Annotated in this window: 13 protein-coding genes; all 13 read right to left on the reverse strand. The window is 33.0% G+C overall.

What is annotated here, in order from left to right:
- Positions 1-9: 9 nt before the first annotated feature.
- The 13 genes from lspA to murD all read right to left on the reverse strand — a co-directional run bounded on the left by lspA (position 10) and on the right by murD (position 13,886).
- Entirely contained in the window at positions 10-486 is a 477-nt protein-coding gene (gene lspA / locus ACW5YJ_RS10030) for a signal peptidase II (protein WP_017724225.1), read from the reverse strand.
- Positions 487-698: 212 nt separating this feature from the next.
- The gene (locus ACW5YJ_RS10035) at positions 699-1,493 is read right to left on the reverse strand and encodes a VOC family protein (RefSeq protein ID WP_017724224.1); all 795 of its coding nucleotides are present in this window, start codon (positions 1,491-1,493) and stop codon (positions 699-701) included.
- Positions 1,494-1,740: 247 nt separating this feature from the next.
- Positions 1,741-4,491 (reverse strand): isoleucine--tRNA ligase, encoded by a 2,751-nt coding sequence (gene ileS, locus ACW5YJ_RS10040; RefSeq protein WP_017724223.1) that lies wholly within the window; start codon positions 4,489-4,491, stop codon positions 1,741-1,743.
- Between the two features lie 250 nt (positions 4,492-4,741).
- The gene (locus ACW5YJ_RS10045) at positions 4,742-5,359 is read right to left on the reverse strand and encodes a DivIVA domain-containing protein (protein ID WP_107551543.1); all 618 of its coding nucleotides are present in this window, start codon (positions 5,357-5,359) and stop codon (positions 4,742-4,744) included.
- A gap of 153 nt (positions 5,360-5,512) precedes the next feature.
- Complete coding sequence (locus ACW5YJ_RS10050) at positions 5,513-6,292, reverse strand: YlmH family RNA-binding protein (RefSeq protein WP_017724221.1); 780 nt, start codon at positions 6,290-6,292, stop codon at positions 5,513-5,515.
- Positions 6,293-6,381: 89 nt separating this feature from the next.
- Positions 6,382-6,672, reverse strand: coding sequence for a YggT family protein (locus ACW5YJ_RS10055; protein ID WP_017724220.1), 291 nt, complete (start codon positions 6,670-6,672; stop codon positions 6,382-6,384).
- 12 nt (positions 6,673-6,684) lie between these two features.
- Complete coding sequence (locus ACW5YJ_RS10060; RefSeq protein ID WP_017724219.1) at positions 6,685-7,284, reverse strand: cell division protein SepF; 600 nt, start codon at positions 7,282-7,284, stop codon at positions 6,685-6,687.
- A gap of 5 nt (positions 7,285-7,289) precedes the next feature.
- Complete coding sequence (locus tag ACW5YJ_RS10065; protein WP_017724218.1) at positions 7,290-7,964, reverse strand: YggS family pyridoxal phosphate-dependent enzyme; 675 nt, start codon at positions 7,962-7,964, stop codon at positions 7,290-7,292.
- A 17-nt stretch (positions 7,965-7,981) separates the two neighbouring features.
- Positions 7,982-8,770 carry a peptidoglycan editing factor PgeF gene (gene pgeF / locus ACW5YJ_RS10070; protein ID WP_017724217.1) on the reverse strand — a complete coding sequence of 263 codons (789 nt, stop codon included), beginning with the start codon at positions 8,768-8,770 and terminating at the stop codon, positions 7,982-7,984.
- 125 nt (positions 8,771-8,895) lie between these two features.
- Positions 8,896-10,071: a cell division protein FtsZ gene (gene ftsZ / locus ACW5YJ_RS10075; protein WP_017724216.1), complete on the reverse strand. Its 1,176-nt coding sequence runs from the start codon at positions 10,069-10,071 to the stop codon at positions 8,896-8,898.
- A 29-nt stretch (positions 10,072-10,100) separates the two neighbouring features.
- The gene (gene ftsA, locus ACW5YJ_RS10080; protein WP_017724215.1) at positions 10,101-11,528 is read right to left on the reverse strand and encodes a cell division protein FtsA; all 1,428 of its coding nucleotides are present in this window, start codon (positions 11,526-11,528) and stop codon (positions 10,101-10,103) included.
- Positions 11,529-11,633: 105 nt separating this feature from the next.
- The gene (locus ACW5YJ_RS10085) at positions 11,634-12,521 is read right to left on the reverse strand and encodes a cell division protein FtsQ/DivIB (RefSeq protein ID WP_457338132.1); all 888 of its coding nucleotides are present in this window, start codon (positions 12,519-12,521) and stop codon (positions 11,634-11,636) included.
- Between the two features lie 15 nt (positions 12,522-12,536).
- On the reverse strand, positions 12,537-13,886 hold the full coding sequence (gene murD, locus ACW5YJ_RS10090; RefSeq protein WP_017724213.1) for a UDP-N-acetylmuramoyl-L-alanine--D-glutamate ligase: 1,350 nt from the start codon (positions 13,884-13,886) through the stop codon (positions 12,537-12,539).

The following is a 13,886-nucleotide window of genomic DNA, read 5'->3' on the forward strand; positions in this document are numbered from 1 at the left end:
ATATCTCTCCTATTCTTCTTTCTTCATATCTGTTAACAAAGCGATTACTATTAACAACACGCCTATGGTCAAACTAGAATCTGCTACATTAAATATCGGGAAATTATAACCGAAAATATTTGTATCAACAAAATCTACAACTTCTCCATGTAACACACGATCAATAAAATTACCTAATGCTCCTGCAAATAATAAACTAATAGCTACTTGCATTAATAAATGCTGTTTCGCTTCTTTAATGTAAAATATAATTAATACAACCAGAATGATAATTGTAATAATATAGAAAAAGCTCATTTTCCCACTCAATATACCCCATGCTGCACCATTATTTCGGTGAGAAGTTATATTTAAAAAATTAGGAATTACGTTAAAAGAATCTCCAACTCTCATAGAACTGGCAACAATAAATTTTGTGATTTGATCTAATAATAATATAACGATTGTTATGAATAAAGAAATACTAATGTAGTACTGACGTTTCATGCCTGTACCTCCTATTCTGCGCTCAGTCGCTTTTACAACATCTTTCATTATATCCTAATCAAACTTATAAAAAAAGTTACAGTTTGATTATATATATAAAACTTAATAATTCATAATCAACCATTGGTATAATACTATATTCTTTCATAATACTCATTTAATAAAATTTCCTAATATCATAATAAAATAATTTTGTCTTTGCTTCACATTAGTTACATTACTTTATAAAAATTAAAACGAAACAGTATTCCATCTGGTCCTGTAATATTCTTGTGAGTCGTCTCAGGATAGTGATAATCTACACATGCCAACCCATATGTTTTTTGGTTTTCAATGCGCTTAATTCGAGAAAACCAATTATTAACTACTATATGTTGGTGGTAACCATTAGAAGATAAATACAATGCTGTATTTGTTTCTAAGGAAGATGCTTCTAAACCAAAGAAATTTTTATAATATGAAATTACGCGCTTTAATTCTATCGTTTTAAGATTAATATATCCAATTAACGTTTCATCAGGTATACCTTGCCATTTTTCATTTGAAACATAGGTTAATAAATTAGGAACATTGATTGGTTGTGTTTCTAAAACAACCTTGTCATCTTCAAATACCCAATCTTCAATAGGATGATCCACATAAAATTCTAAGCCATTGCCTTCCGGGTCTTCCAAAAACAATGAGGTTGTAATATCATGCTCTCCACCATTAATAGGCAATCCATACTCACTCAATTGAACGAGCAAATCCGCTAAATCTGTTTTCGATGGTAATCTAATTGCTAAATGAAATAACCCTGCTTCCGAAGTTAATGGTTCTCTACCATAGTTAATTTGCTTTAAGGTAAGAAAATGATTTGAATTGCCAATTTCATAATGGACAATCGAATATGATTCATTCACTACATTAAGCCCTAAGATATGTTCATAAAATTGTTTCATAGCTTCTTTATCCCTTACATTTAATGTTATGCCGTTTACAAAATGTGCACTTTGGTTATGAAACATAAAAAACACCCTTCTAAAATCAAGTTTTACTTAAGCTCTTCTAAATTACTTTATCTTTGTTTTATTATCAATGTACACCATCGAAAATAAATAAAAGGAATCAGAAATATTGAGTGGTAATGACTTTATATTTTATAACATAAGTTTTATTATCATTCCACTCCAGCAAAGATGAGGCTAAGACACTTAATTATGTCCCAGCCTCATCCAAATCAATATATTCAATTAATAACAACTAGTGTCTCAATTATACTAGCGTTTTGACAACTTCTTGACAACGCGGGCACAAGTTATTTAGTTCACCTACAGAACCTAATGATTCACTGTAATTCCAGCAACGCTCACATTTTTCACCATGTGCATGCTCAATACGAATATCTCCATATTGATATGGAATTCCATCTTCTACATGATCTACTACTTCTGCTTGAGAAGTAATAAATAATTGTTGCAAATCAGCAAATTGTTGTAAGAATGATGTAGCGTCAAAGTTATCATTGCTTCCAATCACAACTTTAGCTTCTAATGATTTACCGATTACTTTTTCGTTACGTGCAACTTCTAATGCACGGTTGACATCATCACGTAATTTCATAAATGTATTCCATCTATCTACAAATTCACGGTCTACTTCAACACGCTCTGGCATGTTCGTTAAGTGTACACTTTCTTCCTCTACATGAGGAATATGTGACCAAACCTCTTCAGATGTATGCACTAAGATAGGAGCTAATAATTTCGTCATATCAACTACGATTTGGTATAAAACTGTTTGCATACTACGACGTTTATGAGAATCACGCTCTTCAATATAAAGAATATCTTTACCATAGTCTAAGTAGAAGTTACTTAGTTCTACATTAATAAAGTTTTGAACCTCTTGGAAGATATCTAAATAGTCATAGTTATCATAGTGGTCTAAAGTATTCGCAGTGAACTCACGTAATCTGTTCAATAAATATTTATCCACTTCTAATAAATTATCTTCAGCTATTGCATCTGTCGCAGGGTTATAATCATTTACGTTACCTAACATAAATCTCAAAGTATTTCTAATTTTTCTGTATACGTCAGAAGTTTGTTTTAATATTTCATCTGAAATACGTACGTCTGCTAGGTAATCAACGCTACTCACCCATAGACGTGCAATGTCTGCACCTTTTTGTTTCACAATTTGATCCGGCACAATCACATTGCCTAATGATTTACTCATTTTCTTACCTTCTCCATCCATAACAAAACCATGTGATAATAACATTTTATATGGAGATTGGCCTCTTGTAGCCACTGAAGTTGTAATTGATGAGTTGAACCAGCCACGGTATTGGTCACTACCTTCAAGGTATAAATCAGCTGGGTATGATAATTCCGAACGTGCCTCTAACACACCACGGTGTGATGAACCTGAGTCAAACCAAACATCCATGATATCAGTTTCTTTTGTAAATTCACCGTTAGGGCTACCTGGATGCGTAAAGCCTTCAGGTAGTAAATCTTTCGCATCACGTTCAAACCAGATGTTTGATCCATTTGTTTCAAATAAATCAGCAACATGGTTAACTGTTTCTGATGTCATGATAATGTCGCCGTTTTCAGCATAAAATACTGGTAATGGCACTCCCCATACACGTTGACGTGAAATTACCCATTCGCCACGGTCACGAATCATGTTATAGATACGTGTTTTACCCCAGTCCACTTTGAATTGTGTCTCATCGATAGCATCTAAAATATCTTGACGTACTTTATCTATAGATGCAAACCATTGTGGTGTCGCTCTAAAGATAACTGGTTTTTTAGTACGCCAGTCATGAGGGTAACTATGTGTAATAAATTCTAAATGTAGTAATGCATCTTTTTCTTTTAGTAAGTCTGTGATTTCTTTATTCGCTTTATCATAAAACATGCCTTCAAATTGACCAGCTTCATCAGTGAATACACCTTTATCATCTACTGGGCTAATCACAGGTAAATTATATTTTTGACCGACAATATAGTCATCTTCACCATGTCCAGGTGCAGTGTGTACACATCCAGTACCTGCATCAGTAGTGACATGTAAACCATTAATTACTAATGACTCACGCTCAAAGAATGGATGTTGTGCTTCAACATATTCTAAATCTTTACCTTTAAATTCATTTTCTAATACTAAAGTATCTTCGTCCCATCCTAACGCTTCTACAACATCACTCACTAAATCTTTTCCAATGATATATTTTTGACCATTTACATTGTATTGACCGTAAGTTAAATCAGGGTGCACCGTAATCGCCACATTTGACGGCAACGTCCATGGTGTTGTAGTCCAGATAATAAATTTTGCATCTGGATCGACAATGCCTTTACCATCTTTAACATCAAATGCTACATAAATAGATGGTGATCGTTTATCTTGATATTCAATTTCCGCTTCTGCTAATGAAGATTCACTTGATGGTGACCAATATACTGGTTTTTTACCTTTATAGATTAAACCTTTTTCTGCCATTTCTCCAAATAAACGAATTTGAGCTGCTTCATATTCTGGTTTTAAAGTAATATAAGGGTCATTAAAATCACCTTTAACACCTAATCGCTTGAAATCTTTTTTCTGGTTTTCAATTTGCTCTAATGCAAATGCTTCACATTTTTTTCTGAATTCTGCTACTGACAATTCTTTGCGTTTAACACCTTTTTTAGTTAACGCTTGTTCAATTGGCAGACCATGTGTATCCCAACCTGGCACGTACGGTGCATAATAACCACGCATTGATTTATAACGTGTGATGATATCTTTTAAAATTTTGTTTAACGCATGACCCATGTGTAAGTTTCCATTCGCATATGGTGGACCATCATGTAGAATATATGAAGGATTCCCTTCATTTTTATCTAACACTTTTTGATAGATGTTTTTTTCGTCCCATTCTTCTTGTATCTTAGGCTCTTTATTTGGCAAACCGCCACGCATTGGGAAATCTGTTTTTGGCATTAATAATGTATCTTTATAGTCCATTTCTATACACTCCTCGTTCCGATTTTCATACTTTATTCATTTTAAATAATAAAAAGAACTCTAAGTTCAATTAACAGGGACGATGAATACCGCGTTACCACCCTGATTAACTCAACTTAGAGTTCTCTCATTATCTTTATTACTTTGTGATGACATAACAGTGATATAAGAAACTAACATATGAAAGGCTCCCACTATCCCTAACTCGCTGCGATATGTTTAATGTTTCAAACGCGTCTGTTATCTAATATTATTTATTTTCTGAATCAGTAGCTGATGTTTGGTCGCTAGAAGCGGCGTTATTATCTGCTTCTGCTCTAGCTTTCATAGCTTTTTCTTCTTCAGTCAATTCATTATCGTTTAAATGATTAATGTTTTCTTCAGTGACTTGTTCAGAATCAAGATCATAATTTAATAAATAATCCCAATCTTCATTTTTAAGTAAATCTAATTGTGCTTCAACCAACATACGGAAACGTGATCTGAAAATTTTAGATTGACGTTTCATATCTTCAGTTTGGAAAGAAAGTCTACGTGCTTTTTCAACTGCATCGTTAACAATTCTATCTGCTTCTGCTTTCGCTTTAGAAACTGTTGCTTCAGCATCTTTTGTCGCAGCTGCTTTAGTTTCTTCCCCTGCTTGTTTAGCTTGTATTAACGCGTCACTAACAGATTGATGTACCTCTTTATATGATTGAATATTACTTTCTTTGTCTTCAATCACTTTTTCCAATTGTACTTTATCTTCTTTCAAACGTTCTATTTCATTACTAAGTTGTTCTAAATAACTTTCAACTTCAGTAGGTTCAAAACCATTTCTTGCATTTGTAAAAGTTTTATTTTTAATTTCATTTGGTGTAAAAGGCATAAATATCCTCCTTCTATAATACACTATTTTCTCCATTGGTTAAATAACGGAAATAGTGTTTTATCTACAATATGTTTTTATAATATATCATTTACTAAATTGTACAAAGCGTTAAAGACGTAGTCTCAAATTATATGATAGCTTATTATACCACTATTTGAATAACGTTTTGTAAGAAATTCTAATTTTATCTTTTTTAGTTTTACTGCCTATGTCAGTAATCATAGCTCTGCCAAATCCTTGTATTGACAATAAGTCACCACTATCAAGTTGAAAGTCTGCGGCATCAATCACTGTATGATTTACTTTAACACGTTTTTTGTCTATTAATTGTTTTGCAATAGTTCGAGATTTACGTATCATGTCTTTTAATACAACATCTAACCTTAAGCCACTTACTGTTGTATCAAATGATTGCCAATTCTCTTTTGATTGTATCATATCTTTTATAGGAATAGAATTAAGTTTAACTGTTGCACCTTTGATTCTATTTAATTCTAATATAATATAAGATTCAAGTTGCTTTGTCAAAGTAAATTGAATCTTATCTGATACAACAATGTCGCCTAACTGCTCTCTTTCAATTCCGAGCGACATAATTGTACCTAAAATGTGTTGATGTTGTAGTGTTACAAATTTTTGTGGGTAATCAACTTCAATCAATACAATTTCGAATTCTTCTTTAGTTGGTTCAAAGTAACTTGGCGCAATAAAAGCCCTTTTTCTTTCTGAGTATGGCCCACCATAAAATGTAACGTTCAAATCATCAAAGCTGCCTACAACAACCTCCATTATATACTGACCACGTGGGTCAAGAAATGTTGTCAATACAGGAGCGTATTGGTCATTTGCACGATTACATTTATCAATAAGTTGATCTATTAAATCATGTTCTTCTTTTCTGAAATGTTGATAAATATCGATGTGTATCACTCCAAATACAATACAAAGCACCTCTCGTTATTCAACGTTAGGTGCTTATCATTTATTTTATGTTAGTTCGTTAAGTTTTATACAATACCTTACATTAATTTAGTTAAAATCAAATTAAATATGCTCGCTAAACCACTACGGAATAGTACAAGTACTACTATTGCAACGATTGATGAAATATCAATCATTCCAATTGGTGGTATAACTTTACGGAATTGTTCTAAAAACGGCTCATATAACTTCGCTAAAAATTGACCGAATTTATTTTCACGTGCATTGGGAATCCATGACATAACAAAGTATACAATCATCCCGTAATAATAAATCTGAACCAAGAATAAAATAAAATTAAATATGTTTGCTAATAAACCAATATCCATCTATTTTTACCTCTATTCACCTTGGTATTCCATATTTTCTATTTGATCAGTAATACTCCCAGCAACTTCAACATTGTCAGGTGTGCATAAGAATATATCTGATCCAACTCGTTGAATATCTCCACCAATTGCATAAACAGTACCACTTAAAAAGTCGATAATGCGTTTAGCAGAAACTTTATCAATGCGTTGTAAATTAACTAATGTAGCACGACGATTCTTAAGTTCGTCTGCAATATCTTGTGTATCTGAAAAAACACGGGGTTCAAATAAACACATCTTAGAACTTTCTTGTGCAAAATCAAATTGATCTTGTTCTTGATTATTCATATTCACAACGTTCCTTGTATTATTTTTAGATGAACTGTTATTCATTTGATACTTCCTTTCTCCCGATGATTGCTGTAATCTTGTTGACTGTTTCTTGGGAACGGACTGTATTGATCTTGGTTTTTCTGTATAACCATTGTTTGATTGTTCATTAAAGTTGCTTTGAGACTGTGCTTGTTGTTTGTTTTGGTTTCTATTTTGTTCTTCTTCGTGCGGCGCTTCTAATTCGTCATCTTCCTCTTCTACAACGAAAAATCCATTAAATAAATCTTTTAAAGCCACGGGGCTCACTCCTCTTTTCCTACAAGTTTAGTCCCAATTCTCACAAACGATGCACCTGCTTCAACGGCTAAATGATAATCATTACTCATTCCCATAGATAGCTCAGTACAAGGTGCATAATTTAAATTGAGCGCTTTAATTTCATCTCTTTTTGTTTTTAATAATTGAAACAAGCTTTTTATATATGGCTCATCTTCAGTCAAAGGAGCCATAGTCATAAGACCAACGATTTCTATATTTTCATATTGCTTTAACTCTTCAATAAAAGTGTTAACCTCTGATAATGAAACACCTTGTTTAGATGATTCACCAGATACATTCACTTGTACAAAACATTTAATTTTATGTTCAGCTCTTTTATCAATTTCTTTTGCTAATTTCAAACGGTCTAATGCGTGGAAATAATCAACTTCATTGATAACTTCTTTAACTTTTCTAGTTTGTAAAGAACCTATAAAATGCATTACGGCGTCCTTGGGTAAGGCTGCTTTCTTTTGTTGAAACCCTTCCAAACGATTTTCACCGAAATGTCTAATTCCTGCATTATATGCATCATTAGCTCGGTCTATTGTAACATACTTTGTCACTGCAATCACGTTTGGCATTGTTGAAATATTACCCTTTTCACAATGTGTTTGTATTTGCTCACTTATACACTTTAAATTATATTGTACATCCAATTCTATACACCTCTTCGTTATTGACCAATAAATGCTAACATTCGACCTGTATTTCCTTTTTCTACTCTGTAAGAAAAGAATAATGATAAATCTTCAGATGTCGCATAGTCTGTTATATAAATATTATCTTTAGGAATGCCTGCATTTTCCAGCAATAATGCATTCGCAAGTTTTAAATCAATACCATGTCTGTCTGCACCTCTAGTTTTTATATACTGATTAATATCTATCGGTAATTCTTCAAATTTAGACTTTATATCATCGTTAATTTCATAAGAATTGGAAGTGGCTGGTCCAATGACAACACTTAAATCACATAACTCAAAATCTATATGTGAAATCATTTCGATGACGATTTGACCAACAGTTCCTCTCCAACCAGCATGTGCAAGCCCTATAAAATGATGCTTTTCACTATAAAAGTAAATAGGTACACAGTCAGCATAACACATTGTAAGCAGAATATTTTCATCATATGTGTATAAACCATCTACACCATGCAAGTGGTCTGTCAGTGAATCAATATTAGTACCTCTATCTTGTTCAGTTACTTCTACAACTTTATTTTCATGAGTTTGAATTGGAAAAACCCATTGCTCTCTAGGAAAGTCAATTGTAGTAGCAAGCATTTCTTGATGTTGAGTGATACTCTGTTGATTATCATCAATATATCTTGCCATATTAAAAGCGTTACGAGGGAAAGGACTTAAACCGTCTTCTCTTGTTGTTATACCCAATTTTACTTTTTTTAAATAATCATGTTCATAGTCTAATATATGATGCTTTTTAATAAATTTTTCTTGCATAACCACAAACCTCCATAGGACATATAAAAGCAACATTTTATTATTACTTAAATTTAAAAAAGTCATCAGATCTACTGACCTGATGACACTTTATTATTTAATTTAGTATACAAAAATTGTTGCGACTAACGTCTAGTTCTTCTTGAACGTCTTTCTTCTCTATTTCTGATGAAACTTGGAATATCATCTTCGTTAGTTGTGTGGGCTCTACTTTCACTAGCACTATCTGACGATGCTTGTGAAGCACCTACTGAACTTGAAGAAATTGTGTCTTCTTTAGTAGTACTTCCGCTTGTTGCACTATTACCAAAACCAGTGTTCGAAGCTTTACGACCTTGTGATGAAGGTTTATCTTCAAAACCAGTTGCAATAACTGTTACAACGATTTCATCTTGTAATTCTGGGTTAATTACTGTACCAAAAATCATATTTACATCTTCGTCTGCAGCATCTTGCACAATATCTGCTGCTTCTTGCGCTTCGAAAAGTGATAATGATTCTCCACCTGTAATATTCATAAGTACACCTTGTGCACCTACAATAGAAGTTTCTAATAAAGGTGAAGAAATTGCTTTTTTAGCAGCTTCTACTGCACGGTTTTCACCTGAAGAAACACCAATACCCATTAAAGCTGAACCTTGGTTAGACATGATTGTTTTAACGTCTGCAAAGTCTAAGTTAACTTCACCAGATACAGCGATTAAGTCAGAGATACCTTGAACACCTTGACGTAACACGTTATCTGCTTCTTTGAATGCTTCCATCATTGGTGTTGATTTATCAACGATGTCTAATAAACGATCATTAGGGATAACGATTAATGTATCAACAGCAGCTTTCATTGCTTCAACACCAGCTGCAGCTTGCGTTTGACGTTTACGGCCTTCAAAACCAAACGGACGTGTTACAACGCCTACTGTTAATGCGCCCATTTCTTTAGCAATTTTTGCTACAACTGGAGCAGCACCTGTACCAGTACCGCCACCCATACCAGCAGTTACGAATACCATATCTGCACCTTGGATAGCATCTTCAATTTGTTCACGTGACTCTTCAGCAGCTTTTTTACCAATTTCAGGGTTTGCACCAGCACCTAAACCACGTGTTAATTTTTCACCAATTTGGATTTTAGACTCAGCTTTTGATAAATTTAAAGCTTGTCCATCCGTATTAATTGAAATAAATTCAACATTATTCATACCATGGTCAATCATACGGTTTACAGCGTTATTACCGCCGCCCCCTACACCGATGACTTTTAACGTCGCTAAATGATTAAATCCTTGTTCAAATTCTAACATTTATATTTCCTCCTAGTTTTAATGGCCAATCAATCGAATAGAGATTTCATAAGTTTTTTGAATTTACCTTCTTCTTTGTCTTGAGGTTTACGTTCTTCATCATGATCGATGTTTACTTCGTTATCGTACACCTCTGGCTCTTCTTCTGTTTCAACAGCATTAGTTGCTTCTCTTGACTCAGTTGATGACGTTTGAGGCTCTTCATGTTTGTTCGATTTTTTCTTAAACCAATCAAATCCACTTGATTTTGTACTATGTTCTCTTTCATCAGATTCGATGACTTCTTCCTCGAATTCTTCACTGTCATGATTACTAATTGTAACATAATCTAGTAATTCGTCGAAAGTAATGCTACTAGAAATTGTTGAAATTGCTGATGAGAACTCAGGTTTTCTAATTCCCATTTGTGATGGTGTGTGAATTCTCACTTTCTCACTCACCATATCTTGAAGCAATTCCTTAACTCCTAATAAGTTTGCAGAACCACCTGTGATAACAAAACCACCATTTACTTTTGTAAGACCTAATTCTTGTAACACTTCAAACACATTAAAGAAAATATCTTCGACGCGTGCTTCAATTATGTCTGCTAAATCTTTTTGGGTGAATTCCGCTTCTTCGTCACTATTGACTTGTTCAACGGTAAACACATCATGATCAGAAGCAGAGTCAAAGAAAGCGTGTCCATATTGATGTTTAATTTTTTCAGCAGTCTCATATGAAGTATTTAAGCCTGTAGCTATATCTTCAGTAATATCTCGACCTGCCATTTCTAATGCATCTGCATCAACTAATTCACCGCGCTCGTAAAATGCAAGTTGCGTGATATCTTCACCAATGTCGATTACACATGCGCCTAATTCTTTTTCAGTAACTGAAAGTACTGAGCCATAGTTATATGCATCTGAATATACATCAAGTACATCTACACCACATGATTCAACACATTTAATCATATTAATTAATATTGATTTTTGAATTGCAATAACACCGGCTTCAACTTTCAGACTATGTCTAGCAATCAGTTCTTTTGGATCAGAAACTTCATTCTCGCCATCAACAATAAATTTAATTGGGAATGCGTTAATGATTTCAGTTTCTGGTACATCATTTTTATCGCGAATACTTTCAAGTACACTTTCAATATGTGTACCATCTAATTCTGTATCTTCATAAAATTCTATTTCATTAGATTCATCAAATACCTCTGTTCCGATAATAGGCAGTTTTAAAAATACTTCCTTAATATCTACTCCTGAAGCAATAGAGGCTTTCTTGATTGTATCTTTAATTGCTTGTTTAGCAATATCGAAATCATCAATAAGACCATTTTTAATCCCACTTGTGTAGGTCTGTCCTGTACCTATCACATTTATACCGTTGTGAAATTTCTCGCCTACTATCGTTTTAACGCTCGATGAACCGATATCTATACTTACGTAATAATGCTCTTCCATAGATAGGCACCTCCTGACAATAACTTATTCAAATTCACACTATTAATAGTTTACAATAGGTTTTGACGCTTGTGAACTATAAAGATAAGTATTTGTCGAAATTTTTTAATTATTTTTGTCCGTTTTCTTATTAATCTTATTTAATGCACTTTGAAGCTCATCTTTTGCCTTATCTTCTTCTGTTGTACCCTTATCCACATTTTGGTCACTTGAAGATTTTGTAGTGCTACCACCACTATATGGAATAAACGATGCACCTACTGATAAATCAATATATCCTGCTTTTTTTAATTCTCCAGATTCATCACGTTCTAATGATTGTGACATTTGTGGATAGTATTTCATTTTTTTGCCAATTGTATTTAAATTACCAAGAATTTGAATATCATCTGTTGTGAATAATTTGATTTGATTTTGTGCATTTTCTTGAGGGTCAAATTTAATTTCTGCTATCATCCCTCTAACCTTTGCAGGCATTTCAGAAAGCGCTTGTATAATCTTTTCTTTTTTATCTTTTTCAAATCCTTCAAGAATTGGTCCATTATCAGTAGCGTTACCATCATAATCTTCTAACTCTGTACCGTCTTCTAAAACAGGTACATATTTATCTTTCTTTTTAGTTAGAGCTACAATTTTCTTTTCTGACACTTTCACAGTTAACTTATTCGGAAAATGTTTTTTTACTTCTGCATTTTTAATAAGTGTACTTTCTTCAAGTTTGTTTTGAGCATTCGTCGTGCTATAAGTGTACATTCTCGAATTGTCTTTTACGTTTATAGCTCTATTAATTGCATCCTTAGATGTATTATCATTCCCGCTAATCTCTACACTACTAATCTTACTCAAAGGTGTAAACATATAAATCAATATTAAAATAATTATAAATAATAAAACACCAAATACTGAATATTGAATTTGCTTTTGTCTTTTCCGTCTTTTTGCTCGTTTCTCTTTTAAGTATTCAGAGTCAAATTCACTAACTTTGTCAGACATTTAATATCACACCCTTTAAAAAGAAGGTAAATTAGCTTGGAAACTCTTAATAAATTTATTCCCACGCTCTTCAAAAGTATTGTACTGATCCCAACTTGCACATGCTGGCGATAATAATACCACGTCATTGGGTTCTATGACAGACTGTATCTTATCTACGGCATCTTGAACATCAGAAGCTGTAATGACGTACTTACCTTGACTTTCACCTAACTTCACGAATTTTTCTTTTGTCTCACCAAAAGTTACCATAACTCTTACATTTTTCATATGTGGAATAAGTTCATCAAAGTCATTGCCACGATCTAACCCACCACATAACCAAATGATTGGTTGTTTAAATGAATTTAATGCAAACTGTGTAGCCAATGTATTCGTAGCTTTTGAATCATTGTAGTACTTATTCGTTTTATTTGTTCCAATATATTGTAAGCGGTGTTCAATACCTGAGAATGATGTCAAACTATCAATAATTGCTTTAACAGAAACTCCAGAAAGTAATGCTGCTAACACTGCAGCAAGAATATTCTCCAAGTTATGTTCACCAGGCAGCACAAGATCATCTATATGAATTATTCTAAATCCTTTAAATACGATGTAGCCACTCTCAACATAAATTCCGTCTACTTCTTGATGTGTTGAAAAATAATACGTTTTTGCTTTCAGTGACTCAGATTCGATTAAATGACGTTGATGATAATTACAAATTAAATAATCATTTTCAGTTTGATTAATATATATTTTTTTCTTAGCATTTTGATAATTTTCTAGTGATTCATGATAATCAAGATGTGCTGAATATATATTCGTAATTATAGCTATATGCGGTTTATACTTATCGATACCAAGTAATTGGAAAGACGATAACTCCGTAACCAAATAGTCATTAGCTGTGACTTCTTGTGCTACTTTTGAAGCCACATAGCCAATGTTACCTGATAGCTTACCTGTTACTCTGCTTTTTTGAAACATATCTCCAATTAATGAAGTAACTGTAGTTTTACCATTTGTACCAGTCACACCGATAATCGGTGCTTCTGATATTAAATAACTGAGTTCTACTTCAGTTAATATTTTTAATCCTTTTTCAGTTGCTGCTTCTATCAGTGGAACATTATATGGAATACCCGGATTTTTAAAAATAATAGGATTACTATCTAACAAGGAAAGTGGGTGTTCTCCACCAATTACAGTAATTCCCATATTTTCTAAATCTATTGCATGTGCATCTTGACTCAAATCTTTACCGTCATTGACGATTACATTTGCACCAAGTTTTTTTAATAATTTCGCAGCTTCATAACCACTTTTCGCTAATCCAATAACTAATACATTTTTATTTTCTAACTCTGTATATTTCAGCAA

The organism is Staphylococcus sp. mip270_02, from assembly GCF_054031535.1.

Coding starts and splice junctions, on each gene's coding strand:
- lspA (WP_017724225.1), bottom strand. CDS start 486: ATGAAACGTCAGTACTACATTAGTATTTCTTTATTCATAACAATCGTT.
- ACW5YJ_RS10035 (WP_017724224.1), bottom strand. CDS start 1,493: ATGTTTCATAACCAAAGTGCACATTTTGTAAACGGCATAACATTAAAT.
- ileS (WP_017724223.1), bottom strand. CDS start 4,491: ATGGACTATAAAGATACATTATTAATGCCAAAAACAGATTTCCCAATG.
- ACW5YJ_RS10045 (WP_107551543.1), bottom strand. CDS start 5,359: ATGCCTTTTACACCAAATGAAATTAAAAATAAAACTTTTACAAATGCA.
- ACW5YJ_RS10055 (WP_017724220.1), bottom strand. CDS start 6,672: ATGGATATTGGTTTATTAGCAAACATATTTAATTTTATTTTATTCTTG.
- pgeF (WP_017724217.1), bottom strand. CDS start 8,770: ATGCAAGAAAAATTTATTAAAAAGCATCATATATTAGACTATGAACAT.
- ftsZ (WP_017724216.1), bottom strand. CDS start 10,071: ATGTTAGAATTTGAACAAGGATTTAATCATTTAGCGACGTTAAAAGTC.
- ftsA (WP_017724215.1), bottom strand. CDS start 11,528: ATGGAAGAGCATTATTACGTAAGTATAGATATCGGTTCATCGAGCGTT.
- ACW5YJ_RS10085 (WP_457338132.1), bottom strand. CDS start 12,521: ATGTCTGACAAAGTTAGTGAATTTGACTCTGAATACTTAAAAGAGAAA.